This window comes from Micromonospora sp. ATCC 39149 (assembly GCF_000158815.1).
In the GTDB taxonomy this organism is placed as follows: domain Bacteria; phylum Actinomycetota; class Actinomycetes; order Mycobacteriales; family Micromonosporaceae; genus Micromonospora.
In genome coordinates this window covers 1,390,170-1,415,966 of sequence record NZ_GG657738.1, presented here as the reverse complement: position 1 = coordinate 1,415,966, position 25,797 = coordinate 1,390,170, and the positions used below count along the sequence as shown (strand labels likewise).

Sequence of the window (25,797 nt, the reverse complement as noted above, 5' to 3'; positions counted from 1 at the left end):
CCGGCGAGGGAGCCGATGCGTGATCGACCCATCGGTGGCCGGCTACCATCGCCCGGTGACGCCGTGCCGGCCGGCCCTGTCGGCCAGCGGCCCGTCTCCCTTAAGGTGCCCGAGTGCCGCTGCTCCTGCTGGACCTGGACAACACCCTGCTCGACCGGGCCGGGCCGTTCCGCGCCTGGGGCGAGCGCTTTCTCGACGGCATCGGCGCGCCGGCCACCGACATCGACTGGCTGCTGTCGATCGACGCCGACGGGCTGACCGACCGGTGGGACGTGGCTGACGCGATCCGCGACCGGTACGGGCTGCTGATCTCCTCGCTGGACCTGGTGGAGGAGCTGCACGACGGGGTGGCCGCGTACACCCGGCTCGACCCGCTGGTGGCCTGCGCGCTGCGCATCGCCGACAACGCCGGCTGGGTGCCGGTGGTGGTGAGCAACGGCAGCGTCCGCCAGCAGGACGCGATGATCCGCGCGACCGGCCTGGACAGGTACGTCGCCGACTGGGTGATCTCGGAGGAGGCCGGGGTCAGCAAGCCCAACCCGAGGATCTTCGCGCTGGCCGCCCGGCGGGTCCGGATGCCGCTGCGCGGGGCGTGGCTGGTGGGGGACAGCCCGGAGGCCGACATCGGCGGGGCGGCGGCCGTGGGCCTGCCCAGCGTCTGGCTGCACCGGGGACGGGCCTGGACGGACACCCGGTTCGCCCCCACGTTCACCGTCGACGGCCTGCTCGCCGCCGTCGCCACCGTGCTCGCGGCCTGACGGCGGCCCCGGTGGCGCGCTGAACCTGACGGCGGCCCCAGGGTAAATCGGTTGCGGGGGCGCGCGGGTGTGGCCCAGCATGGTGCCGCGCGCGGGCGCAGCCGGGTTGTTCCCGGTCGAGGAGGGGAGGTCGCGTCATGGCCGTCTTTGCAGGGCTCTTCCACCTGCCTTCACCAGCCTCGATCAAGGGATCACCAGCACAGTGCGTGACGACGACTTTCCGGCGCGCGGGCGCCGGAGCCGCGGCAAGAGCCGCTTCGACGACGACGAACCGAATTTCCTGAAGCGCGGCCGGCCCGCCGAGCCGGTCCTGACCGACCCGGACCCTGACCCGGGCCCGGACGACGACGCCCCTGCCGGCGACGCCTGGTCCACCTGGGACCGGGCCGTGCACGGCCCCGAGCCGTACCCGGCCTGGCTGGTCACCGAGCTGGCCGCCCGGGACACCGACCTGGGTGTGCTCAAGACCGGCAAGGAGGCGGACGTCCACCTGGTCCGCCGGGCCGTGCCGGACACCGACCGGTCCTGCCTGCTGGCGGTGAAGCGGTACCGGGACGCCCAGCACCGGCTGTTCCACCGCGATGCCGGCTACCTGGAGGGACGCCGGGTGCGCCGGTCCCGGGAGAACCGGGCGATGGCCGGGCGTACCGCGTTCGGCCGGCAGATGATCGCCGGGCAATGGGCCGCCGCCGAGTTCGCCGCCCTCTCCCGACTCTGGGAGATCGGCGCGGCGCACGGCCGTATCGCCGTGCCGTACCCCGTGCAGCTGCTCGGCACCGAGCTGATGCTGGAGTTCGTCGGTGATCCGGACGAGGGGCTGGCCGCGCCCCGGCTCGCCCAGTGCCGGCCCGAGCCGGCCGAGCTGCGCTCGCTGTGGGAGCAACTGGTCGACGCACTGGTGGTGCTGGCCCGGGCCGGCTACGCGCACGGCGACCTGTCGCCGTACAACCTGCTGGTGCACGCGGGGCGGCTGGTCATGATCGATCTGCCGCAGGTGGTGGACGTGGTGGCCAACCCGCAGGGCCCGGAGTTCCTGGCCAGGGACGTCCGGGTGGTGGGGGCCTGGTTCACGGCGCGTGGCCTGCCGGCCGGCGACACCGACCCGGGGGCGCTGACCGCGCTGCTGCTGCGCGAGGCCGGCCTCCGCTGAGCCACGCCGCGCGGACGCCGGACCAGGACCCGGCGCCCGCGTCGGACCAGGGGCGGCCGGCGCGTGCCGGCCGCCTGACTGGTCACTGGAGGTAGCGCTCCACCTCCGGGACCGGGCGTACACCCTGGGCCTCGGGGTCACCGTGGGCCTGGCGGGCGGCCCGCCGCCGGCGTAGCAGGTCCCAGCACTGGTCCAGGGATTCCTCCAACTCGCGCAGCCGGTCCTGCTCGTCGGCGGTGCCGGACTCCTTCGTCTGCGCCGCCGAGCGGAGCCGGTGCTCCTCGTCGACCAGCTCGGAGATCCGATTCAGGATGGTCTTGTCGTCCATGCCCCTGAGCCTGGCACAGCGGGTGGGGTCGTGCCCGCTTCTCTCCCGCGTCGGGTTGGCGAAAGTCGTCACGGCGCCCCCGGCGGGCCTGGCCGTCGCCGGGCGGCATCGACGCCGAGGGCCGGCGGGTCCCTGCCGCCGATGCGCGATCGACGGCGCGGGCAACGAGGCTACGCCCGTCCGCGGCACCCCAGCTCGGTTGCCAGTTGGTTACGAGGTGTGGCGGTGCCGGTGGAAATGCCCAGGTGGCGGGTCCGTGACGGGTCCCTAGTGGAGCCGGGAAATTTCGCGCGCGAAAATTATTCTTCTCTCCTCTGGAGAAGTTGACCTGCTCAATGGCATGCTCGGGCGGACCGTTACTTTCCACGGTCGTTCCGCGACGCTCAGTTGATCAGGGGAGTGCACCACACGTGGTAGCCCCACACCCGGCCCCCACCCGTGCTCGGCGAGCGAGATCCGTTCCGCTGCGGCACGTCGCGCCCGGCCTGCTCCGCGACCCCGTCCGCGCCCTCGTCGACTTCGGCGAGCGGGCCGGCGGCGAGGTGGTCCGACTCAACGTCGGGGCGTTCCGGCCCTACCTGGTGACCGATGCCGACCACGTGCAGCAGGTGCTGGGGGACCGGGCCGACAACTTCGGCCGGGCCGGCGACGGCGCGTTCTGGGGTCCGCTGCGCCGGCTGTTCGGCGACGGGATCCTCGGCGACGGTCCGGTGTGGTCGGACAGCCGGCGCATCCTCCAGCCACTGTTCACCGCCCGGCGGATAGAGGCGGTGTTGGACCGGATGGCCGCGACGATCGCCGACGCGGTCGCCGAGCTGGACGGGCCGGCCCGCGCCGGCCAGCCGGTGGACATCGGCGCCGAGCAGGCCCGGATCGTGTGCCGGACGATGATGGAGACGTTCTTCGGCGGCCGGATCTCGGTCGCCGACGCTCTCCGCGTCATCCGGGCCCAGGACGCGATCGCCACCTCGGTGATCCCCCGGGTGCTGGTGCCGTTCGCACCGCTGGCGCTGCCGATGCCCGGCGACCGGGCGTTCCGGGACGCCGCCCGGCGCATCGACGAGGTGCTGGCGCCGATCGTCCGCTCGGCGCGGGGCAGCGACGGCGACGACGTCATCGCCACGCTCTGGCGGGGCACCACCGGCGACGGCCGGCCACTGGACGAGCGGCAGGTCCGCAACGACACCGTTGCCATGGTGGCCGTGACCACCGAGACCACCGTCAACGTGCTGACCTGGCTCTGGCCGCACCTGGAGCGCTCACCCGAGGTCGCCGCCCGGTTGCGGGAGGAGATCGACTCGGTGGCCGGCGGTGGCCGGGTCGGCCCCGAGCACCTGCCGCGCCTGCGCTACACCCGGATGGTGCTCGACGAGCTGATCCGGCTCTACCCGGTGGGCTGGCTGGCGCCCCGGCAGGTGCTCCGGCCGACGACGCTTGGCGGCGTGCGCCTGCCGGCCGGGGCGACGCTGCTGATCAGCTCGCTGGTCACCCAGCGGTTGACGCGGTACTGGGACGACCCGGAGGTCTTCGACCCGGACCGGTTCACCCCGCAGCGGGTCCGGGCCCGGCACCGGTACGCGTTCTTCCCCTTCGGCGGCGGCCCGCACCAGTGCCTGGGCATGCACCTGTTCTATCTGGAGGCGCAGCTCATCGTGGCGAACCTGTTGAGCCGCTACCGGCTGCGGGCGCGCAGTTCCCGACTGCCCGCTGTGCGGCTCGCCGCCGCGCTGCGGGCGAGGGACCGCGTGGAACTGGAGCTGCGCCCCGTCCGCACCGGAACCGTCGCGTGAACCTCGTCACGCCACCGTCCACGGTGCTGCCCGACCAGCTCTCCGCCGCCGCCGAGCAGGGCCGGATCTGCGCGCTCGCCGCGCAGGGCCAGCGCGACCTGCAACGGCAGGCCGCCCGCTTCCCGGACCTCTGCACCGGCCGGCCCTTCGACGCCGCGCTGTTCAGCAACATCGCCCTGGCCATCGCCTTCGGCGCACCCTGGTGCACGGCCGAGCAGTTACGACTGAGCAACCGGATGGTGCTCTGGGGATTCGCCCTCGACTGGCGGATCGACTACCTGGCGAAGTCCCGGGCGGACGTCGACCGGGTGGTGACCGGTGCCCTCGCGGTCGTCGAGGGCAGGAGCCCGGACGCCGACGACCCGCTCGGACGCCTGCTCGCCGAGCTCCGCGACGACCTCGCGACAGTCCCCGCGTTCGCCGCGTTGGGCGACGCATGGCGCGCGGCGGTACGCCGCACGGTGACCGCGATGGCCCGGGAGTGGGACTGGAAGACCGCCCGGCAGCGCGACGGCGCCCCGTTGCCCGGCTTCGCAGAGTACCTCGCCAATGCCGACAACCTCGCCTGCACCGTGGTCAACGTCGCACATTGGATCTGGACCGGCGACGCGGAAACCCACCGGCGGCTGGACCGGCTGGTGGCCGTCAGCGACGAGGTGCAGCGGGTGCTGCGGCTCGTCAACGACCTCGCCACGTACGAGCGGGACCTCGAATGGGGCGACCTGAACGCGTTGCTGCTGGTGAACGACCGCGCCGAGGTGGACCAGCGCATCGTCGAGCTGGTCGAGCGGTGCACGGAACTGCTGGCCCCGCTGTCCGGCGGCTGCCCGCTCCAGGCGACGTACCTGGCCCGGCAGATCGGGTTCAGCAGCGGCTTCTACCGGTCCACCGACTTCTGGGGGCAGCGGTGACGATCGCCCGGCAGCGGTCCACCGCTCCCGGCCCGGTCGACCGGCCCGCGCGGGACCCGGAGTCCGCGGCGGACGCCCGTGAGCTGGTCGCCGCGATGACGCTCACCCCGGGCGGGCAGTCCTCCGCGTCGGTGTACGAGACCGGGCGCCTGGTCAGCCTCGCGCCGTGGCTGGTGCACCACGTCGAGCGGATCACCTACCTGCTCGCCGCGCAACGCCCCGACGGCGCGTGGGGCGGTCGGCAGGGGTACGCTCTGGTGCCGACGCTCAGCGCCACCGAGGCGCTGCTCACCGCTCTGCGCCGGGGGGACGCCGCCTGGCTGCCCGGGGTCTGCGCCGCCGAACGCCTGGCCCGGGCCGTGGACGGCGGGCTACGCGCCCTGTATGGGCGGCTCACCGGCCCGACCGCGCCCGCCCCGCCCGACCTGCCGGCCATCGACCTGACCGTCCCGGCGCTGGTCGGCTCGGTCGCCGCGCACCTCGACGCCGTGCGCGCCGACCCGCCGCCCGGCCTCGCCGCCTGGCGCGACGCCGGCCCGCTACCGCTGCCGCCGGGGCTGGACGGTACCCGGCTGGCCGGGGTCCGCGCGCTGGTCGCCTCCGGCCGTCCGCTGCCGGTGAAGCTGCTGCACGCCCTCGAGGTGATCGGCCCGGCGGCTCGTCGCGCCGCCGGGGTGGCCCCGGTCGGGCCCGGCACCGTGGGCGCGTCCCCGGCGGCGACCGCCGCCTGGCTGGGCGTACCCGACGCGGGGCCCGGGGCGGCGGGCGCGGTGTCCTACCTGGAGGGCGTGGCCCGCCAGCAGGGCGGGCCGGTGCCGTGCGCCACCGGAATCACGGTCTTCGAGCGGGCCTGGGCGCTGAGCACCCTGAGTCGGGCGGGCGTCCCGCTGCCGGTGCCGCCCCGGCTGCTCGCCGGCCTGGTGGCGACCGTCGGCGCCGTCGGTACCCCCACCGCGCCCGGGCTGCCCGCCGACGCCGACACCACGGCGGTGACCCTCTACGCGTTGGCCCGCCTCGGCCGCCCGCTCGACCCGGCCAGCCTCTGGGGCTACGACACGGGCGAGCACTTCTGCACCTGGCCGGGGGAGGACGGCGCGTCCGTCACCACCAACGCCCACGTGCTCGACGCGTTCGGCTGGCATCTGGCCCACCACGCGCCGGCCGACGCCCGGCTCGTCGCGGTGACGCGGCGGCTCACCGGCTGGCTCGCCGACCGGCAGCTTCCCGACGGGCAGTGGTCCGACCGCTGGCACGCCTCGCCGTACTACGCCACGAGCTGCGCGGTGCTCGCCCTGTCCGGGCACGGCCGGGGACCGGCCGCCGAGGGCGCGGTGGACCGGGCCGTCGAGTGGGTGCTGGCCGGGCAGCGCGCCGACGGATCCTGGGGACGGTGGGGCGGCACCATCGAGGAGACCGCGTACGCCGTGCAGGTCCTGCGCGCCGCCGGGCCAGCCGCGCCGGCCGGCGTCGACGCGGCGCTCGGCCGGGGCCGGCGCTACCTGGCCACCATGGAGGGACGCGACGGTGAGCCCGCTCTCTGGCACGACAAGGACCTCTACCGCCCCGCCGTGATCGTCCGCGCCGCCGTCGCCGCGGCCCGCCATCTCGTCCGTGCCGGGGCCGGCGGCACCGCCGCCACTAGGCCCGGGAACCGGAGGGCCCCCTTGATCAGTGCCGCTTGAGTGAATATACCGACACTGCTAGCGTGCGCGCGTGGTCGACCGTGTACCGACCACACACGCTCCGGCAACCCCCGAACACCCGGCCAGGACGGTGTGATGCGTTCCCGCAGTACGAATCTCCGTACCAAAATCGTCGCCCTGCTGGCGTCGCTCGTCGCGCTCTGGGCCTTCGCGGCGTGGGTGACCCTGCGGGACGGCGTCAACCTGCTCGGGGTGCAGGCGCTCAACGAATCGGTGTCGGAGCCGAGCGAGACGCTGGTGCTTCAGCTTCAGCGGGAACGGAAGCTGTCTCTGGCGTACCTGGGGCGGCCGGACGAGACGCGGCGGGAGGCGCTCGGCACGGAACGGCGGCGCACCGACGAGCTGGCGTCGGCGTTCCGCGAGTCGTCCAGCGGCTGGCGTACCGCCGTGGCCGCCAGCGAAACGCTGGAGCAGCGCCTCGACGCGGCCTACGGGCAGCTCTCCCGGCTGGGGGACACCCGCTCCGAGGTGGACGTGCGCAGCGTCGACCGGTCGTCGACCCTCACGGCGTACGGGCAGGTGATCCGGTCCATCTTCGACGTCTACGCGGCCCTTGGCCTGCTCGGCGACCAGCAGGTCGGCGAGGACACCACCGCGCTGATCGAGCTCAACCGCGCCCGTGAGCTGCTCTCCCAGGAGGACGCCCTGCTCACCGGCGTGCTCTCGGCGGGACGGATGACCACGGCGGAACGGTCCCAGCTCGCCCAGCTCATCGGCGCGCAGCGGTTCGCCGCCGAGCTGGCGGTGAGCCGGCTGCCCGCCGCCGACCGGCAGCGCTACGACGCGATGGTCGGCGGCGAGGCGTTCAGGAGCCTGCGTGACCTTGAGGACGGCATCATCCAGGGCCGGGGCACCGACCCCCGGTTGGGCTTCGAGGCCGCCGACTGGGACGCGGCGGTGGCCCCGGCGCTGGCCCGGTGGAGCGAGGTCGTGGTCGCCGGCGGCGACGACGTGGTGGAGCGGGCCACCCCGGTCGCCGTCATGGTGATCATTCGCCTGGTGCTCGCCACCGGCCTGGGCCTGCTCGCCGTGGTCGCGTCGATCATCGTGTCGATCACCACCGCCCGGGCGCTGCTGCGCCAGCTGGAGCGGCTGCGCGAGGCCGCGCACGCCCTCGCCAACGACCGGCTGCCCAGCGTGGTGGAGCGGCTCGGCCACGGCGAGGAGGTTGACGTCGCCACCGAGGCCCCACCGCTGGAGTTCGGCGACGACGAGGTCGGCCAGGTGGGCAAGGCGTTCAACGCCGTCCAGGAGACCGCGCTGCGCACCGCCGTCGAGCAGGCGGAGCTGCGCCGCAACGTCCGCGAGGTCTTCCTCAGCCTGGCCCGGCGCACCCAGGCGCTGGTGCACCGCCAGCTCACCTTGCTCGACGCGATGGAACGCCGGGAGCAGGACGCCGAGGAGCTGGAGGACCTGTTCCGGATCGACCACCTCGCCACCCGGATGCGGCGCAACGCCGAGAACCTGATCGTTCTTTCCGGCTCCACCCCGGGCCGGGCCTGGCGGCGCAACGTCCCGATGGTCGACGTGGTCCGTGGCGCGGTCGCCGAGGTGGAGGACTACACCCGGGTCAACGTGCTGCCGCTGGGCGCGATCTCGCTGGCCGGCCGGGCCGTCGGTGACGTCATCCACCTGCTGGCCGAGCTGATCGAGAACGGCCTGTCGTTCTCGCCGCCGAACACCAACGTCGAGGTGCGCGGCCAGATGGTGGCCAACGGGTTCGTCATCGAGATCGAGGACCGGGGCCTCGGGATGAGCGAGGAGGACCTCGCCGCCGCGAACCACCGGATCGTGGACCGGTCCGAGCTGAACCTGGCCAACGCCGCCCGACTCGGCCTGTACGTGGTCAGCCGGCTCACCGACCGGCACGGCGTCCGGGTGCAGTTGAAGGAGTCGGCGTACGGCGGCACCACGGCGGTCGTGCTGATCCCGGCGGAGCTGGTCACCGACGCGGGCGGCGGCGAGACCGCCGGCCCCGGGCGCACCGACGGCCAAACCGATCCGGCCGCGCCGGTCGTGGCGGGTCCGACGGGTCCGGTCGGCGACCGGCCGGCGGCCCGCCCGCTCGCGCCGGTGGCGCTGGCGGAGGCCCCGACGGCCCCGGCTCCCGCACCGGCCGCTCCCGCCGTCGAGGGCGACGGCATGCCGGCCCTGCCCACCCGCGCGCGGTCCCGCACCGCCCCGGACGCCCCGGCGGAGGGGACCCAGCTGCCGGTACGCCCCCGGCACCCCGCCGGGCAGTCGGCGTTGGACGCGCCGACCGTGCCGACCGGGCTTCCGATCACCACGCCCCGGCCGCTCGCCCACGATGCGGCCCCGGGCTTCACCGTGGCGGGCCCGGGCCACGCCGGCGAACCCGCCGAGATCGCCGCCGACGGTGCGGCTCCCGCCGCGTCCGCCAGGTTGGCGGCCGCCCCCGTTCCGGCCCCCGCGCCGGTGCGGCGGACCGACTCCGGGCTGCCGGTGCGCGTACGCCAGGCCAACATCGTGCCGGAGTTGCGCGAGGACCCGGCCGCGCAGCCGGACGACGACGAGGACACGATCCGGCCGCCGGAGCAGGTCCGCCGGATGATGAGCTCCTACCAGACCGGCACCCGGCGCGGTCGCACCGACGCGGCCCGCCTGCTCGGCGGGGCCGGTGACGGGGAGCCCACGGGCGACGCCGGCGAGCACGAGGCGACCTGAGGCGGCGCGGACGAACCGCGCCATGGCGGGACGGCAGGTCCCAGACGACAAGACGGCGACACCAGCCGGGGGAGAAGAGGACGACGAGTGGGGCAGAAGACGGCTTCGAGTGCCGACCTGACGTGGTTGCTGGATGATCTGGTCGGCCGGGTGAAGCAGGCCGAACATGCTGTCGCGCTCTCCACAGACGGCCTGCTGATGGCCTCGTCGCAGGGCCTGAGCCGGGACGACGGGGAGCACCTCGCGGCGATGGCGGCCGGCATCCAGAGCCTGGCCCGGGGCGCGGGGAAACGGTTCGGCGGCGGCCAGGTGCAGCAGACGATCATCGAGATGCAGTCGTCGTTCCTCTTCGTCACCGCCGCCGGCCGCAACGCCTGCCTCGCGGTGCTGGCCTCGGAGGACGCCGACGTCGGCCTCATCGCGTACGAGATGGCCATGCTGGTGACCCGGGTGGGCAAGTACGTGGCCTCCCCGACCCGGCTTCCCGAGCAGCCGGTCGGCGAGAAGTAGTCGCCATGACGGCCCCAGGGGAGTCCATGGAGGAACAGTGGGTCGACGACTACGCCGGGCCGGTGGTCCGACCGTACGCGGTGACCCGTGGCCGGGCGCGCCCGGTCACCGGCACGTTCGACCTGATCTCCCTGGTGACGGCCACCCGCGCGGAGGTGTCGCCGGAGGTCGGGCTGGGCCCGGAGCACCTGGCCATCGTCGCGCTCTGCCAGCGGATCCAGTCCGTGGCGGAGGTCGCCGCGCACCTGGACCTGCCGGTGGGCACGATCCGGGTCCTGCTCGGCGACCTGATGGCGCGCGACCTCGTGCAAGTACGCGAGCCGCGGGTGACCGCGGGCCTTCCCGACGAGAGCATCTTCGAGGCGGTTATCAATGGACTACGGGCCCTCTGAGCGGCCGGCGGGAGCCGCGCCGCTGCCCACCGCGATCAAGATCCTGATCGCGGGCGGCTTCGGTGTCGGCAAGACCACGATGGTCGGCGCGGTCAGCGAGACCCGGCCGTTGCGGACCGAGGAGGTGCTCACCGAGACCGGGGTCGGGATCGACGACCTGTCCGGGGTGGAGGGCAAGACCACCACCACCGTGGCGATGGACTTCGGCCGGATCACCATCAGCGAAGACCTGGTGCTCTATTTGTTCGGCACGCCGGGCCAGGACCGGTTCTGGTTCGTCTGGGACGAGTTGGCGCTCGGCGCGCTCGGCGCGGTGGTGCTCGCCGACACCCGGCGGCTGGCCGACTGCTTCCCGTCGATCGACTACTTCGAGGGGCGCGGCACCCCGTTCGTGGTGGCGGTGAACTGTTTCGAGGGTGCTCGCCGATACCGGCTCGACGAGGTGCAGGCCGCCCTCAACCTCGACCCGGGGGTGCCGGTGCTGCTCTGCGACGCCCGGCAGCGGGAGTCGAGCAAGGAGGTGCTCATCACGCTGATGGAGCACGCGATGAAGGTCCGGGAGTCCCGCCGCCGCGCGGGCGGCTGACGCGCACCGGCGGGGCCCCTTGCCGACAGACGCCTGTCGACAAGGGGCCCCGCCTGCGTTCAGCCGGCGATCATGCGGCGCAGGACGTACTGCAGGATGCCGCCGTGGCGGTAGTAGTCGGCCTCGCCCGGAGTGTCGATCCGGACCACGGCGTCGAACTCGACGCCGGTGTCGGTGGTGACCTTCACCGTGCGCGGGGTCTCGCCGTCGTTCAGCGCGGTCACTCCGGTGATCGAGAAGGTCTCGGTGCCGGTGAGGCCGAGCGACTCGGCGGTGGCGTCGACCGGGAACTGCAACGGCAGGACGCCCATGCCGATCAGGTTCGACCGGTGGATGCGCTCGTACGACTCGGCGATGACCGCCTTCACACCGAGCAGCATGGTGCCCTTGGCCGCCCAGTCCCGCGACGAGCCGGAGCCGTACTCCTTGCCGGCCAGGATGACCAGCGGCACCCCCGCCTCCTGGTACGCGGTGGAGGCGTCGTAGATGCTGGTCTGCTCGCCGGTCAGGTGGTTGACCGTGAACCCGCCCTCCACACCGGGGACGAGCTGGTTGCGCAGCCGGATGTTGGCGAACGTGCCCCGGATCATCACCTCGTGGTTGCCCCGGCGCGAGCCGTACGAGTTGAACTCGTGGCGCGGCACGCCGTGCTCGGCGAGGTACGTGCCGGCGGGGGAGTCGGCCTTGATCGAGCCGGCCGGGGAGATGTGGTCGGTGGTGACCGAGTCGCCCAGCTTGGCCAGCACCCGGGCGTCGGTGATGTCCCGCACCGGCTGCGGCTCCTGCTGCATGCCCTCGAAGTACGGGGGCTTGCGGACGTAGGTGCTCTCGCCCTCCCAGGCGAACGTGTCGCCGGTCGGGGTCGGCAGCGACTGCCACCGCTCGTCGCCGGCGAACACGTCCGCGTACGCCGCGCTGAAGCCGGTCGCGCCGATCGCCTTGGCGATGACGTCCTGGATCTCGGCGCTGTTCGGCCAGATGTCGCGCAGGAAGACGGGGTTGCCCTCGCTGTCCTCGCCGATCGGCTCGTTGGCCAGGTCGATGTCCATCGTGCCGGCGAGCGCGTACGCGACCACCAGCGGCGGGGACGCCAGGTAGTTCATCTTGACGTCCGGGTTGATCCGGCCCTCGAAGTTCCGGTTGCCCGACAGCACCGAGACCACCGCGAGGTCGCCCTCGTTCACGGCGGCGGAGACCTCCTCCGGCAGCGGGCCGGAGTTGCCGATGCAGGTGGTGCAGCCGTAGCCGACCAGGTTGAAGCCGAGCTTGTCCAGGTAGGGCGTGAGGCCGGCGCGGTCGTAGTAGTCCATCACGACCTTGGAGCCAGGCGCGAGGGTGGTCTTCACCCACGGCTTGCGGGTCAGGCCCTTGTCGACCGCGTTGCGGGCCAGCAGGGCCGCCCCGATCATCACCTGCGGGTTGGAGGTGTTGGTGCAGGAGGTGATCGCGGCGATCACGACGGCACCGTGGTCCAGCTCGTACTCCACGCCGTCGGCGCCGGTGACCCGGACCGGGTTGCTGGCCCGGCCGCCCGAGCCCACGGCGGCGGCGACCAGGTCGCGCGGCTCGTCGGCCGGGTCGCTGAAGTCGTTGGCGGGCGGGTCGCTGGCCGGGAACGACTCGGCGCTGGCCTCGTCGGCCGGGCCGTTCGCACCCTTGGGCAACTGCTCGCGGGCGACCCCGGCCCGGCTGGCGACCTTCGCGCCGGCGCCGCCGGTGACGTAGTCGGTCAGCGCCGAGCGGAACAGCGTCTTGGCGCTGCCCAGGGGCACCCGGTCCTGCGGGCGCTTCGGGCCGGCGAGGGACGGCTCGATGGTGCTCAGGTCGAGTTCGAGGCGCTCCGAGTAGTCCGGCTCGGCGGCCGGGTCGTGCCAGAGGCCCTGCTCCTTGGCGTACGCCTCGACGAGCGCGACCTGCTGCGGGTCGCGGCCGGTCAGCTCCAAATAGCGGACGGTCTCGGCGTCGATCGGGAAGATCGCCACGGTGGAGCCGTACTCCGGGGACATGTTGCCGATGGTGGCCCGGTTGGCCAGCGGCACGGCGCTCACGCCGGGGCCGTAGAACTCGACGAACTTGCCGACCACGCCGTGCTTGCGCAGCATCTCGGTGATGGTGAGCACCAGGTCGGTGGCGGTGGTGCCGGCCGGCATCTCGCCGTGCAGCTTGAAGCCGACGACCCGCGGGATCAGCATGCTGACCGGCTGGCCGAGCATCGCGGCCTCGGCCTCGATGCCGCCGACGCCCCAGCCCAGCACGCCCAGGCCGTTGACCATCGTGGTGTGCGAGTCGGTGCCGACCACGGTGTCCGGGTACGCCTGGCCACCCCGCTCCATGATCGTGCGGGCCAGGTACTCGATGTTGACCTGGTGCACGATGCCGGTGCCCGGCGGGACGACCTTGAACTCGTTGAACGCGGTCTGGCCCCAGCGCAGGAACTGGTAGCGCTCCTTGTTGCGCTCGTACTCCAGCTCGACGTTGCGCTCGAAGGCGTCCGCACGGCCGAACAGGTCGGCGATGACGGAGTGGTCGATGACCAGCTCGGCGGGGGCCAGCGGGTTGACCTTGGTGGCGTCGCCGCCGAGGTCGCGGACCGCCTCGCGCATGGTGGCCAGGTCGACCACGCACGGTACGCCGGTGAAGTCCTGCATCAGCACCCGCGCCGGGGTGAACTGGATCTCCACGCTCGGGTCGGCGGTCGCGTCCCAGCCGCCGAGCTGGCGGATGTGATCGGCGGTGATGTTCGCGCCGTCCTCGGTCCGCAGCAGGTTCTCCAGCAGGATCTTCAGGCTGTAGGGGAGCCGTTCGTGTCCCTCCACCTTGCTGATCTTGAAAATTTCGTAGCTCGCGTCTCCGACGCGTAGCTGGGTCTTCGCACCGAAGGTGTCGAGGCTCGCCACGTCGTACTCCTTCACACCAGCGACCGTGAGTAGTCCTGAGCAGTCTGTCGCACCGGCCGGGGCGACGCCCCGGTTAGGTGACACTTACTGGGTTCTCGCATCTAACAAAACCGTACGTCCGTCTTGCTATTCGCGCAACCTCGGGCCAGGCTTCGGGACGCCGTTGCGTGGCCTCCGGGTGGCCGGGGCCCGGCGGCGAGGGGCCGCGGGCCCCGGTGCCCGGGTAGGGTTCGAGGCCGGACCTGAGGGGGTGGGCCGTGGTCGACGTACAGCACTGGCTGACCGCGCTGCCCCCGGTCGCGGTCTATCTGATCGTCGCCGGGGTGATCGGCGTGGAGAGCATAGGTGTTCCACTGCCCGGCGAGATCGTGCTGGTCAGCTCCGCCCTGCTCGCCGCCACCGGGGTGGTGGGACCGGAGTGGGTGGCCGCCGCCGCGGCGTCCGGCGCGATCGTCGGCGACTCGATCGGATACGCGGTGGGCCGCCGGGGCGGCCGGCCGCTGCTCGCCCGGCTGGGCCGGCGCTTTCCGAAACACCTCGGCCCCGCGCAGCTCGCCCACGCCGAGCAGAGCTTCGTCCGGTACGGCGTGTGGGCGGTCTTCTTCGGCCGGTTCGTGGCGCTGCTGCGCATCCTCGTCGGCCCCCTCGCCGGCGCGCTGCACGTGCCGTACCGGCGGTTCCTGCTGGCCAACGCGGCCGCCGGCCTGGTCTGGGCCTTCGGCACCACCTACCTGCTCTACACCGTGGGCCGGGCCGCCGAGCACTGGCTCAAGGACATCTCCTGGGCGGGGCTGGTCCTCGCCGTCCTCACCGGCCTGGCCAGCACCTGGTGGCTGCGGCGGCGGGTCCGCGCCCTGGAGCAGGCGGAGACGTCCGGCGAGGCCGAGCCGGTCGGCGCGACCGCCGACCGCTGACCCGGCTGGATCGGCCGGCCTCGATCATCGGGTCACCGGGCCAGCAGGGGCGCGACCACGTCGATCCGGTTCGTCCAGACCCCACCCGTCCAGCCCGGCGGGAGCGCGTCGACGTCGTCCGGGTCGTCGAAGCCCTCCGAGAACTCGCCCGACCCGTTGACCAGGATCACCCGGGTGTCCGCCTCGCGCATCCGGGCGACGAACCGGTTCGGCCAGCCCCACAGCAGCCGCCCGTAGCGCTCGGGCAGGTGCAGTTGCCGATGGTGGCAGGCATCGGGGACGTGCCCGGTCCAGCCGCCGGCGAGGTACGGCACGAGGCAGTCCTGCATGATCTTCTTCGAGGTGACCCGGACGTCGGGCAGCCGGGCGGCGAACGCGGCCACCGCCAGGTCGCCGCCGTAGACGGTGAGGGTGCGCCGCCGCTGCTCCGGCAGCCTCGCCAGGAGGTCGGCCAGCGCCTCGCCCTCGGCGGCCCGCTCGATTTTGAGGTGGAGCAGCAGTTCCCGGCCGGGAAACTCGGCCAGCACCTCCTCGACCGTCGGGAGCAGGCCGAACCCCCTGCCCCGGAACGGGAAGGTCTTCCCGCCGTCGCTGGTGTAGCCGTAGCCGAGGTCGAGCTCGCGCAGCTCGGCGAGAGTGTGGTCGCGGACCGCCCCGGTGCCGTCGGTGCGGCACTGCAACGTCGCGTCGTGGAAGACGGCCAGGTGGCCGTCCCGGGTGGCCTGCACGTCGAACTCCACCAAGTCGGCGCCCGCCGCGAACGCCGCCCGCATCGACGCGAGGGTGTTCTCCAGGTAAGAATGCTCGGGCGGGTGAATGCGCTCGGCGGTGCAGGTGTCGTTGGTGACGCCGGCCAGGTCGAAGGTCTGGGCCAGCCCGCGGTGCGCCAGCTGGAACGGCCGCCCCGGTGGCGGGTCGGCCAGTGTGGAGCTGTTACCGACATACAGGCCGGCGGCGGCCAGCAGCACGACGGCGAGCGCGACTGCGAGTCGGCGTCGCCACCGTCGGCCGCGGTCTGGCCGGCTGCCGCCCGACCCGCTGTCGCTGGCCTCAGGTGCGGTCTCCCGTTCGGTCACCGGGGCAGTCTGCCAGCGGGCGCGCTTGGCCCCCACCCCTCTTGTGCGCCGATCTTGCACTTTGGGCCCCGCCCCTGGGCTCTTCGTCCCTTTTGCTGGGGCCGAAACTGCAAGATCGCCGCAGCTGCCCGCGTCGATGCGGCGCGGGGCGCTCCCGGTCCGGCCCGGGCCCGACCATGCCCGCGTTCTGCGGGTCGCCCGCCGCGCCCTCCATGCCTGGTCCGCCAGCCGCTCCGCTGTCGCCGGGTCTGCCTGGTACAGAGCGGCCAGCATCCGCATGTCGCTGACGCTGATCCCGACCGCGCCAGCTCCACCCGGCGCAGTTTCGACGTCGACCAGTCCATCCGCTCGGCAGCCACCTCAAGCGACAGGCCATGTTCCTCACGCATCCGGGTCAGCTCATGCCGGTAGGTGCGTAGGCTCTGCCCCGGCCACACCCGGGGCACCCGTTGAGCCTGTTCGGCCAGCGCGCGGACCCGGTCCGTGTCGCCCGGTGCCGTCAGCGCGACCAACTCGGCGACCACCCGGTCCAGCGTGGCCAACTCCCGCACGTCCGCGTGCTCGGTCATAGCTTTATCCTGATCGCCTCCGCCAACGCGATCAGGCGCGGGTCCGGCCGGCGCACCCCGGCCAACACCTCGGCCAGCGCCGCCCGCCCGGCGGGCCTGATCCGTACCTCGGCGGGCACCAGGCGGTCCGCGTGCAGCAGCGCCCCGCCCGCCCCGGCCACGTTATCTGTACGCACGTACGCGCCGGCCACGTCGACCAGGTGCGCGGCCCGATGCTCGATCGGCAGTCGCCGCCACGCCGGGCCACCGACCAGCGCCTCGTGGAGGCCGACCGCGCGCCGGCCGTCGCCGAGCAGCACGGCGGCGGCGACCTGGGCCGCGTCGACCGCCGCCCGCTCCGGCCCGCCCGGCTCGGTGACCGCGGTGGCGTCGTCGAGCATCTCGTCCGCCGTTGACCGGTCACCCGCTGCGGCGGCGGCCAGCGCGGGCCTGGACCAGGGCCGCCGCGCACGCCGCTCGCTCGGCGGCCGTGCCCCTGTCCGGCTCCAGCGGGGCGACCTGGTGAGCGGCGACGACGGCCAGCTCGAACGCGGCCTGCTGCCGGCCGGCGGCGCGCAGGGCCTGACAGAGCGGCACGACGGCGACCGCCGCCAGCACCGGCTCATCGCCAGCGGCGGACAGCGCCCGGTCGGCAGCCAACCACGCCAGCTCCGCAGCGCCGAGCTTCACCAGCACGAACGCGATGAGCCGGTACGCCCAGACAAGCTGCTCACCCTGCCCGCCGGGGAGCCGGTGGCCGTCGACGAGCAGGGCAGGGGCCAGCCGCAGCAGATCGGGGACTCGCCGGCGATGGTCATTCGCCACAACACGACGTTGGTTGGCCCGAAGCACATGGCGTTGAACCCGCCGTCCGGCGGCGGGTCACCGAGGGTCGCCGCCTCGTGCTCCGCTTCGGACAGGTGGTCGGCTGCGGTGCCGGTCTGTCCGTCGACTGCGGAGCGCAGCGCAGCGGCCAGGTGTAGTTGCCCGAGTACCTGCCGCACTTTCCGTTCCGCGGCGTGGGGTTGCAGGTCGGCCATCGTCCGGGCGGCGGCGCGCGCGGCGACTCCGGCTGCTTCGACGGGCAGGGCCTGCGCGTATGCGAACCGGGCCGCGCCCCGCCACGCGTGGTGCTCGACGTCTTCGGCGGCGGCCTGGGCGATGCGGGCCGCGTCGACGGCCAGGTGCCGGTGTCCGAGGGGCCGCAGGCAGGTCGACGTCAGGTAGGCGGCTTCGGCGAGCAGGACTCCGCCATGGGCGGAGGCGTCCGCGAGGAGCCCGGGAAGGGTCCTGGCCATGCGAATGTAGTCGGCGCTGAGTCGCAGGATGTTGGTGGCGTGGAGGGACGCGACGGTCTGTTCCGGGCTGCCGGAGGGCCTGCGCCGGTCACCGTCGCTGATCTCCAGCAGGGCGGCCCAGATGGCGGGTACCGCGTCTGCGGCACCGGTCTTCGCCGGGTCGGCCGGATCGCCGGGCTGGTCGAGCAGGTCGGCGACCGTGACCTGTAGGGCAGCGGCGATGGCGATCAGCGTTGACCGGCTGTCGATGCTGCGGCGCCCGGCCTCGATCTGTGAAATGTACGGTTGTGAAAGCCGGCGCTCTCCCCAGGTAGCGGTCTGGGCGGTGGGCCGTGGACCCGCTACCACCGGCGGCCCTACCGTCTGCAACGGTACGCCTCCCGTACGGTTGCCGGCGTCGATGCGGTTCCCCGGCCCGTCGGTCAGGCCGGCTTGTCGGGTGGCGCGGCCCCCAGGACACCGGTGGCGGTGGCCTCCGCGTGCCGGTTGCGCAGCCGGACCCGGATCTCCTCCGGGGTGTACGCCCGTCGCCGCCGCTCGGCGCGGGCGACGACCACCCCGGTCGCCGCGGACACCCGCGAGACCGGCCAGCCCGAGCACCTTCCACCACCGCATCCGTCGCCGCATGCGCCTAGGGTAGACCCCCATGAGCGAGCAGAGCACCGGCGACGGGGTGACGGCATGAGCATCGGCCTGGACGAGGCCGTGGAGCTGACCCGCACCGGCGACGTGTGGGTGTTCCGTGGCCGCAGCGTGCCCGACCGGGCCATCCAGCTCACCACCAACAGCCCGGTCAACCACGTTGGCATGGCGGTGGTCCTGGACGACATGCCGCCGCTGATGTGGCACGCCGAGCTGGGCCGGTCGCTGCCGGACATGTGGACCGGCACCCACCAGCGCGGAGTGCAGCTACACGACCTGCGGGACGCGGTCTGTGTCTGGGCCAACCGGTACGGCCAGCGGGCCTGGCTGCGCCAGCTCGAACCGCCCGCCGACGCGGCGATGGAGCAGGCCGTGCTGCGCACCGTCGCCCGCCTCGACGGCACGCCGTTCCCGTCGACCGCCCAGCTTGCCTGGCGCTGGGCGCGGGGCCGGGTGCCGCAGGTGCGGCTCCCGGTGCCCCTGCCGAGGCGGCGGGAGCGGGGAGCCGGCCGGGCGGCGCTGCCGGGCGGGGCCGCGGTGCGGGACCGGGCGCTGGAGACGGCGTACTGTGCCGAGGTGGTCGCGGTGACGTACGAGGCGATGGGCCTGTTGTCGGCGGGCCGCCGTCCGAACTGGTACGACCCGGGCCGGTTCTGGAGCGGCGACGACCTCGGGCTGACCGGCGGTGCCCAGCTCGGCGTCGAGATCGAGGTCCACATCCCGCCACGGTGAGCGAACGCGTCGGCGCGGTGCGCAGTGCGACAGCTTCTCTTTCGCCTCCTCGGTGGTGTCGTTCGTCGGCGCGCCCGGACTAACAGGAGCGTGAGCTGGTCGCGGCACACGCTGTGATCGAGGACGGGCAGCCGGTCTCGGCGTTGCTCACCGGGATCGCCGTGTGGGAGTTCCTGGACGGCCGGGGACGGCGGGTTCCGGGCGGGCGGTACCGTTACCCACTGCGGTGTACCGACGGGGGCCCGCCATCTGTACGGTGATCGCACCGCCTGACGGCGTCGCGGTGACCTGCGGATGTGCATGGCATCGACGGAACCGGGGCTCATCGAACTGTTAGGACGGTTCAGTGATGCTCCGGCTCTTTCCGACCTTGCTGTTGATCGCTACGCTCGCCGGGCGGAACCGAGAGGAGGGACATGTCGGGCACACGTCGCGTGCGACCCACCTCCGGGGCCAGCACGGCCATCGCCAATTCGCCTTGGATCGTGGTCTCGGTCGGGGTGGTGGTGATGGTGGTGTTGCTGTTCGTGGCGCTCGGCACGTATCGCACCCGGGGTCCCGTCGGTGAGGCGTTTCCGGCCCCGGAATGGACGATGCCGCAGCCGACGATGACGCTGCCGACGCTGCCGCCGACGGTGAGCCGGTCGGTGACGGAGTCGCCCGCGCCGGTGGTGCCGGGCCTGTCCCCGCGCTCGTCCCCGTCGCCCAGCACCGCGCGGCCCACCAAGCCCGATGCCATTCCCACGCCGGGCGGTGGGAGTCGCTCCGCGTCCCCGCCGGCGCCGCCCGCCCCGCCGCCGTTCACCGGTGCGTACCGGGTGTTGGAGACCTACAACGGGGCGTTCATCGGCGAGGTGCTGGTTCGTAACGAGTCCCGGTCGTCCCAGGGCTGGACGGTCCGGATGACCTTCCCGTACGCCAATCTGGTCACCGCCTGGATCGAGGGTGCCCCGCAGGGCCGGATCAGCCGCTCGGGCGACACCTGGACCTTCACCAGCGGCGCCGACCTGAACCCGGGGGCCGCGGTGCCGCTGAGGTTCCACTACGACCGGACCTGGGCGACCCGGCCGACGGCCTGCACCGTCGGCAATGTGGGCTGCTCGGGCATCCGCTGAGCGAACCTTCGCGACCATCGGCCGTGGCCGGGTCCTTCCCGCGCTGCGCTGCGGGTTGCCCTCCTCGCTGGGCCGTGCGGACGCGCTTGCAAGATGATTGCTTTGTTGCGACTGGGTTTGCAAAGTATTGCAGAACGTTTCGGCAAGGGCTAGCGTGCGGGCCAATCACGACCAGAGGAAGGCCGTCGATGAAACCCCCGCCGATGTCCCGTAAGGCGATGCTCGCCTTGGTCTTCACCCTCACATTCGCCCTCGTCGGCACCCCCGTCGCCGTGCGCCAGCTCGGTGGCGACGCCGCCGGGCGCGGCACCGGCGTCGACCCCCTCGCCGCCGGGGCGGTGCAGTGGCGCTCCGAGCCCTCCGCCGAGGCCCTGCTCGCCGCCGGTTCCGACGGCGCCAGGGCCGAGCAGTTCTACTTCGTCCTGCCGGACCGGTTCGCCAACGGCGACCCCCGCAACGACTCCGGCGGCCTGACCGGGGACCGGCTGGCCACCGGCCTCGATCCCACCGACAAGGGCTTCTACCACGGCGGCGACCTCAAGGGTGTCATCGACAGGCTCGACTACATCCAGGGGCTGGGCACGACGGCCATCTGGCTCGCCCCGGTCTTCAAGAACCGGCCCGTGCAGGGCACCGGCGAGGACGTCTCCGCCGGCTACCACGGGTACTGGATCACCGACTTCACCCAGGTCGACCCGCACTTCGGCACCAATGAGGAGCTGAAGAGGCTGGTCAGGCTCTCGCACCAGCGGGGCATCAAGGTCTACCTCGACGTCATCGTCAACCACACCGCCGACGTCATCAAGTACGCCGAGGACAAGTACGCGTACATCGACAAGAAGACCGCGCCGTACACCGACGCGCAGGGTCGGGCCTTCGACGACCGCAACTACGCCGACGGCACCCGGGACTTTCCGACGGTGAACGCCGACTCCTTTCCGTACACCCCGACCTTCGACAGCCCCGCCGACGCGAAGGTGAAGGTCCCGGCGTGGCTCAACGACGCCACCATGTACCACAACCGGGGCGACTCGACCTTCGCCGGCGAGAACAGCGAGTACGGCGACTTCTTCGGCCTGGACGACCTGTGGACCGAGCGACCCGAGGTGGTAGAGGGCCTCACCAAGGTCTACGGCGACTGGATCGGCGCCACCGGCGTCGACGGGTTCCGGCTCGACACCGTCAAGCACGCCAATCTGGAGTTCTGGCCGCAGTTCAGCCGGGGCATCGAGCGGGCGGCGGAGGCCGCCGGCAAGAAGGACTTCTTCATGTTCGGTGAGGTCTACAGCGCCGACCCGGAGATCACCTCCAACTACGTGCGGCGCGGCGGCCTGCCGGCCACCCTCGACTTCGCCTTCCAGGAGGCCGCACGCGGCTACACCGCCGCCGGCGGTTCCGCGAAGGCGCTCGCCGACGTGTACGCCCGCGACGACCTGTACGCCTCCCGGGACACCGACGCCAACCGGCTGACCACCTTCCTCGGCAACCACGACATGGGCCGGATCGGCGCGTTCATCGCAGCCTCCGGCGGGGACGACGCCGCGCAGCTGCGCCGCGCCAAGCTCGCCCACCAGCTGATGTTCCTCACCCGGGGGCAGCCGGTGGTGTACTCCGGCGACGAGCAGGGCTTCACCGGCCCCGGCGGCGACAAGGACGCCCGGCAGGACATGTTCGCCTCGCGTACGCCCGACTACCTCGACGACGACCTGATCGGCACCGACCGCACCCACGCCGCCGACCAGTACGACCCGACGCACCCGCTGTACCGCACCATCGCCGAGCTGGGCGCGCTGCGCCAGGCCCACCCGGCGCTGCGCGACGGCGTCCAGGTCACCCGGTACGCCTCCGACGGCCCGGGCGTCTTCGCGTTCTCCCGCGTCGACCCTCGCCAGCGTGTCGAGTACGTCGTCGCCGTGAACAACGCCGACACCGCGCAGACCGCCACCGTGGACACCTGGTCGGCGGGCACCGCGTTCGCCGGGATCCACGGCGCCACCGACACGCCGAGCGCCGGGGCGGACGGCAGGCTGACCGTCACCGTGCCGGCGCTGTCCGCCGTGGTGTACCGGGCCGCCAGGGCCATCCCGCAGGCCGCCGCGAAGCCGGCGATCGCCATCACCGCCCCTGCCCCGGACGCGTCGGTGGCCACCCGGGCCGCCGTCACCGTCCAGGTCACCGGCGACCCGCTGGCCACCGTCACCGTCGCCGCCCGGGTCGCCGGCGGCCGGTGGACGCTGCTGGGCAGCGCCCACTCCGCTCCGTACACAGTGCACCACGACCTGACCGGGCTGGCCGGTGGGACGAAGGTCGAGTACAAGGCGGTCGTCCGCGACGGCCGGGGGCGCGTCGCCGGCACCCGGTCCACCGCCACCGTCGGCACCCCCGCCCAGAGTGTTTCGCGGGACTGGTTGGTGGTGCACTACCAGCGCCCGGCCGGCGGGTACGACGACTGGGGCCTGTACGCCTGGGGCGACATCGACCCCGCGTACGTCACCGAGTGGCCCAAGGGACAGCCGTTCGCGGGCGAGGACTCCTTCGGCCGGTTCGCCTGGGTGAGGCTCAAGCCCGGCGCGAAGTCCGTCGGGTTCCTCGTGGTCGACTCCGCCGGCAACAAGGACGTCGCCGCCGACCGGACCGTCGACGTCACGGCGACCGGCGAGGTCTGGGTGAAGCAGGGCGACGCCGCCCTCTACCCGACCAGGCAGGCCGCCACCGGCGAGCCGGAGCCGCCCGTCGACGAGAACACCGCGCTGATCCACTACCGCCGCGCCGACAACAACTACGACGGCTGGGGCCTGCACCTGTGGGACGGCGCGGCCAACCCCACCGAGTGGTCCAGCCCGCTGCGGCCGGAGAAGGTCGACGCCTTCGGCGCGGTCTTCCGGGTGCCGCTGGCCGCCGGGGCGACCGGCCTGAGCTACATCATCCACCACGGCGACACCAAGGACCTGCCGGAAGACCAGCGGCTGGACTTCGCCACCGCCGGGCGTCAGGTGTGGCTGCTCGCCGCCACGCCGGGCCGGCTGCTGCCGGCTACCTCGTCCGGGGTATCCAGGGACGTGGACATCACCAAGCAGCGGGCGCAGTGGATCGACCGGTCCACCGTCGCCTGGCAGACTCCCGACACCGACGGCAGGACGTACGCGCTGGTGTCCGCCCCGGCCGGCGGGCTGACCATCGCGGACGGGGAGCTGTCCGGGACGTACACCTCGCTGCCGCTGCGGGCGCAGCGCAACGGGCTCACCGAGGCCCAGCGCGCGCGGTTCCCGCACCTGTGGGCGCACCGGGCCTTCGCCCTCGACCGGGGCGACCTGGCGAAGGTGCCGGCGGCGCTGCGCGGGCAGCTCGTGGTGACCGAGCGGGACGCGGCCGGCGCGCTGCTCGGCGCGACCGGGGTGCAGATTCCCGGCGTGCTCGACGACGTGTACGCCGCCGCGACCGGCGCGCGGCTCGGCCCCACCTTCGCTGGCCGGGTGCCCACCCTGTCGGTCTGGGCGCCCACCGCCCAGACGGTGGCGCTGGAACTGTCCGACACCCCGACCGCCGCGCCGCGGGTCGTGGCGATGCGCCGCGACGACCGCACCGGCGTGTGGACGGTGCGCGGCGAGCGCGGCTGGACCGGCAAGTACTACCGGTACCGGGTGTCCGCGTGGCAGCCGGCGGCGCAGCGGGTGGTCACCGCCTCGGTGACCGACCCGTACTCGGTTGCCCTCGCCCCGGACTCCACGCACAGCCAGATCGTCGACCTGGCCGACCCGGCACTCGCGCCGGCCGGCTGGGCGAGCCTGCGCAAGCCGGCGGCCGTGCCCCCGGCGCAGGCGCAGATCCAGGAGGTCTCCGTCCGGGACTTCTCCATCGCCGACACCACCGTGCCGGCGCAACGGCGGGGAACCTACCTCGCCTTCACCGACCCGGACACGGCCGGCATGAGGCACCTACGGTCGCTCGGCGACGCCGGGGTCGACTATTTGCACCTGCTGCCGGCGTTCGACTTCGCCACCATCCCCGAACGCCGGGCCGACCAGAAGCAGCCGGCCTGCGACCTGGCGAAGCTGCCCCCGGACTCCGACGAGCAGCAGAAGTGCGTCGCGGCGGTGGCCGACACCGACGGCTACAACTGGGGGTACGACCCGCTGCACTACACCGTGCCGGAGGGCGGCTACGCCGTCGACCCGGCCGGGGCGCGGCGTACCACCGAGTTCCGGCAGATGGTGGCCGGCGTCAACGGCGCCGGGCTGCGCGTGGTGATGGACGTCGTCTACAACCACACCTCGGCCGCGGGCGTCGACCCGAAGTCGGTGCTCGACCAGATCGTGCCCGGCTACTACCACCGGTTGCTCGACGACGGCGCCGTCGCCAACTCGACCTGCTGCGCCAACACGGCCCCCGAGCACGCCATGATGGGCAAGCTGGTGGTGGACTCCCTGGTCACCTGGGCGAAGCAGTACAAGGTGGACGGCTTCCGGTTCGACCTGATGGGCCACCACCCGAAGGCGAACATCCAGGCCGTGCGCAAGGCGCTCGACGAGCTGACCGTCGCCCGCGACGGCGTGGACGGGAAGAAGATCCTGCTCTACGGCGAGGGCTGGAACTTCGGCGAGGTCGCCGACGACGCCCGGTTCGTGCAGGCCACGCAGGCCAACATGGCCGGCACCGGGATCGGCACGTTCAACGACCGGCTGCGCGACGCGGTGCGCGGGGGCGGGCCGTTCGACGCCAACCCCCGGGTGCAGGGCTTCGCCTCCGGCCTCTTCACCGATCCGAACGGCGACCCGGTGAACGGCTCGGCCGCCGAGCAGAAGGCCCGGCTGCTGCACGCCCACGACCTGATCAAGGTCGGGCTGGCCGGCAACCTGCGCGGGTACCGGTTCACCGACTCGTCGGGGCGGCAGGTGACCGGCGCGCAGGTCGACTACAACGGCTCGCCGGCCGGCTACACCGCCGCGCCGGGGGAGGCGGTCACCTACGTCGACGCGCACGACAACGAGATCCTGTACGACGCGCTGGCGTACAAGCTGCCGCAGGCCACCTCGGCGGCGGACCGGGCCCGGATGCAGGTGCTCGCCCTCGCCACGGTGGTGATGGGACAGGGGACCGGTTTCGTGACGGCCGGCTCGGAGCGGCTGCGGTCGAAGTCGCTGGACCGCAACTCGTACAACTCCGGCGACTGGTTCAACCAGATCCGCTGGGACTGCGCCCAGGGCAACGGCTTCGGCGCCGGCCTGCCGCCAGAGCAGGACAACCGGGACAAGTGGCCGTACGCCAAGCCGCTGCTGGCCGATCCGGCGCTGGTCCCGGACTGCGCGGCGATCAACCTGGCCGACGCCCGGTACCGGGAGCTGCTGAAGATCCGGGGCTCCTCGCCGGTCTTCGGGTTGACCACGGCCGAGCAGGTGCAGAAGCGGGTCGCCTTCCCGCTCTCCGGCGCGGGGGAGGCCCCCGGTGTGCTCACGATGACGCTGGACGGCCGGGGCCTCGACGAGCGGTGGACGTCGGTGACGGTAATCTTCAACGCCACCGGCGAGACGGCGCGGCAGCGGCTGACCGGGCTGCGCGGGGCGGACGTCGCGCTGCACCCGGTGCTGCGGAACTCGGCGGACGAGGCGCTGCGGACGGCCTCCTTCGACCGGGCCAGCGGCACGTTCACCGTGCCGGCCCGCAGTGTGGCGGTCTTCGTCCAACGGTAGGTGTCACACGTGTCCGGCCCCCTCCCGTCGAGCGGAAGGGGGCCGGACCGTCCTCTGTGTCAGCCGATGCCGTTC

Annotated in this window: 21 protein-coding genes; 13 read left to right on the top strand and 8 right to left on the bottom strand. The window is 73.2% G+C overall.

Annotation, left to right across the window (positions count from 1 at the left end; genetic code table 11):
• Window positions 1-113 precede the first annotated feature (113 nt).
• Window positions 114-758, top strand: a complete 645-nt coding sequence (locus tag MCAG_RS05655) for an HAD family hydrolase (RefSeq protein WP_007072013.1) — start codon at window positions 114-116, stop codon at window positions 756-758.
• Window positions 759-960: 202 nt separating this feature from the next.
• Entirely contained in the window at window positions 961-1,908 is a 948-nt protein-coding gene (locus MCAG_RS05650) for a serine protein kinase RIO (protein WP_007072012.1), read from the top strand.
• Between the two features lie 82 nt (window positions 1,909-1,990).
• Here MCAG_RS05650 and MCAG_RS05645 read toward each other — a convergent pair whose 3' ends face one another.
• Window positions 1,991-2,236, bottom strand: a complete 246-nt coding sequence (locus MCAG_RS05645) for a DUF2630 family protein (RefSeq protein ID WP_007072011.1) — start codon at window positions 2,234-2,236, stop codon at window positions 1,991-1,993.
• A 335-nt stretch (window positions 2,237-2,571) separates the two neighbouring features.
• Here MCAG_RS05645 and MCAG_RS05640 point away from each other — a divergent pair, with 335 nt between their 5' ends.
• The 7 genes from MCAG_RS05640 to MCAG_RS05610 all read left to right on the top strand — a co-directional run bounded on the left by MCAG_RS05640 (window position 2,572) and on the right by MCAG_RS05610 (window position 10,813).
• A complete protein-coding gene (locus MCAG_RS05640) occupies window positions 2,572-4,026 on the top strand; it encodes a cytochrome P450 (RefSeq protein ID WP_007072010.1) in 1,455 nt (484 codons plus the stop codon).
• Window positions 4,023-4,937: a terpene synthase gene (locus tag MCAG_RS32250; protein ID WP_232290095.1), complete on the top strand. Its 915-nt coding sequence runs from the start codon at window positions 4,023-4,025 to the stop codon at window positions 4,935-4,937. The genes MCAG_RS05640 and MCAG_RS32250 overlap by 4 nt, the downstream gene beginning before the upstream one ends.
• On the top strand, window positions 4,934-6,619 hold the full coding sequence (locus MCAG_RS05630; RefSeq protein ID WP_232290094.1) for a prenyltransferase/squalene oxidase repeat-containing protein: 1,686 nt from the start codon (window positions 4,934-4,936) through the stop codon (window positions 6,617-6,619). Before MCAG_RS32250 ends, MCAG_RS05630 begins: the two co-directional genes overlap by 4 nt.
• A 96-nt stretch (window positions 6,620-6,715) precedes the next feature.
• Window positions 6,716-9,325 (top strand): nitrate- and nitrite sensing domain-containing protein, encoded by a 2,610-nt coding sequence (locus MCAG_RS05625; RefSeq protein ID WP_036372472.1) that lies wholly within the window; start codon window positions 6,716-6,718, stop codon window positions 9,323-9,325.
• Window positions 9,326-9,412: 87 nt separating this feature from the next.
• Window positions 9,413-9,835: a roadblock/LC7 domain-containing protein gene (locus tag MCAG_RS05620; protein ID WP_007072006.1), complete on the top strand. Its 423-nt coding sequence runs from the start codon at window positions 9,413-9,415 to the stop codon at window positions 9,833-9,835.
• Window positions 9,836-9,840: 5 nt separating this feature from the next.
• Window positions 9,841-10,227 carry a DUF742 domain-containing protein gene (locus tag MCAG_RS05615; RefSeq protein ID WP_007072005.1) on the top strand — a complete coding sequence of 129 codons (387 nt, stop codon included), beginning with the start codon at window positions 9,841-9,843 and terminating at the stop codon, window positions 10,225-10,227.
• Window positions 10,208-10,813 (top strand): ATP/GTP-binding protein, encoded by a 606-nt coding sequence (locus MCAG_RS05610; protein ID WP_007072004.1) that lies wholly within the window; start codon window positions 10,208-10,210, stop codon window positions 10,811-10,813. Before MCAG_RS05615 ends, MCAG_RS05610 begins: the two co-directional genes overlap by 20 nt.
• Before the next feature lie 59 nt (window positions 10,814-10,872).
• Here the strand turns inward: MCAG_RS05610 and MCAG_RS05605 are convergent, their stop codons facing one another.
• Entirely contained in the window at window positions 10,873-13,725 is a 2,853-nt protein-coding gene (locus MCAG_RS05605; protein WP_036372469.1) for an aconitate hydratase, read from the bottom strand.
• Between the two features lie 242 nt (window positions 13,726-13,967).
• Here MCAG_RS05605 and MCAG_RS05600 point away from each other — a divergent pair, with 242 nt between their 5' ends.
• Window positions 13,968-14,624 (top strand): DedA family protein, encoded by a 657-nt coding sequence (locus MCAG_RS05600; protein ID WP_036372467.1) that lies wholly within the window; start codon window positions 13,968-13,970, stop codon window positions 14,622-14,624.
• A gap of 32 nt (window positions 14,625-14,656) precedes the next feature.
• Here MCAG_RS05600 and MCAG_RS05595 read toward each other — a convergent pair whose 3' ends face one another.
• The 6 genes from MCAG_RS05595 to MCAG_RS05580 all read right to left on the bottom strand — a co-directional run bounded on the left by MCAG_RS05595 (window position 14,657) and on the right by MCAG_RS05580 (window position 18,121).
• On the bottom strand, window positions 14,657-15,700 hold the full coding sequence (locus tag MCAG_RS05595) for a glycerophosphodiester phosphodiesterase family protein (protein ID WP_050778158.1): 1,044 nt from the start codon (window positions 15,698-15,700) through the stop codon (window positions 14,657-14,659).
• Window positions 15,697-16,269, bottom strand: a complete 573-nt coding sequence (locus tag MCAG_RS36140; protein WP_157547912.1) for a helix-turn-helix domain-containing protein — start codon at window positions 16,267-16,269, stop codon at window positions 15,697-15,699. The genes MCAG_RS05595 and MCAG_RS36140 overlap by 4 nt, the downstream gene beginning before the upstream one ends.
• A complete protein-coding gene (locus tag MCAG_RS29560; protein ID WP_050777883.1) occupies window positions 16,266-16,649 on the bottom strand; it encodes a hypothetical protein in 384 nt (127 codons plus the stop codon). The genes MCAG_RS36140 and MCAG_RS29560 overlap by 4 nt, the downstream gene beginning before the upstream one ends.
• Before the next feature lie 19 nt (window positions 16,650-16,668).
• The gene (locus tag MCAG_RS29555) at window positions 16,669-16,944 is read right to left on the bottom strand and encodes a hypothetical protein (RefSeq protein ID WP_050777882.1); all 276 of its coding nucleotides are present in this window, start codon (window positions 16,942-16,944) and stop codon (window positions 16,669-16,671) included.
• Window positions 16,935-17,894 (bottom strand): helix-turn-helix domain-containing protein, encoded by a 960-nt coding sequence (locus tag MCAG_RS05585; RefSeq protein ID WP_232290093.1) that lies wholly within the window; start codon window positions 17,892-17,894, stop codon window positions 16,935-16,937. The genes MCAG_RS29555 and MCAG_RS05585 overlap by 10 nt, the downstream gene beginning before the upstream one ends.
• A 74-nt stretch (window positions 17,895-17,968) precedes the next feature.
• Window positions 17,969-18,121 carry a hypothetical protein gene (locus MCAG_RS05580; protein WP_232290092.1) on the bottom strand — a complete coding sequence of 51 codons (153 nt, stop codon included), beginning with the start codon at window positions 18,119-18,121 and terminating at the stop codon, window positions 17,969-17,971.
• Window positions 18,122-18,227: 106 nt separating this feature from the next.
• Here MCAG_RS05580 and MCAG_RS05575 point away from each other — a divergent pair, with 106 nt between their 5' ends.
• The 3 genes from MCAG_RS05575 (at window position 18,228) to pulA (ending at window position 25,722) form a co-directional block, all read left to right on the top strand.
• Window positions 18,228-18,920, top strand: a complete 693-nt coding sequence (locus tag MCAG_RS05575; RefSeq protein ID WP_007071998.1) for a hypothetical protein — start codon at window positions 18,228-18,230, stop codon at window positions 18,918-18,920.
• 416 nt (window positions 18,921-19,336) lie between these two features.
• The gene (locus MCAG_RS05570) at window positions 19,337-20,035 is read left to right on the top strand and encodes a hypothetical protein (protein WP_036372465.1); all 699 of its coding nucleotides are present in this window, start codon (window positions 19,337-19,339) and stop codon (window positions 20,033-20,035) included.
• Between the two features lie 188 nt (window positions 20,036-20,223).
• Window positions 20,224-25,722, top strand: a complete 5,499-nt coding sequence (gene pulA, locus MCAG_RS05565; RefSeq protein WP_036372463.1) for a pullulanase-type alpha-1,6-glucosidase — start codon at window positions 20,224-20,226, stop codon at window positions 25,720-25,722.
• The last annotated feature ends 75 nt before the right edge of the window (window positions 25,723-25,797 follow it).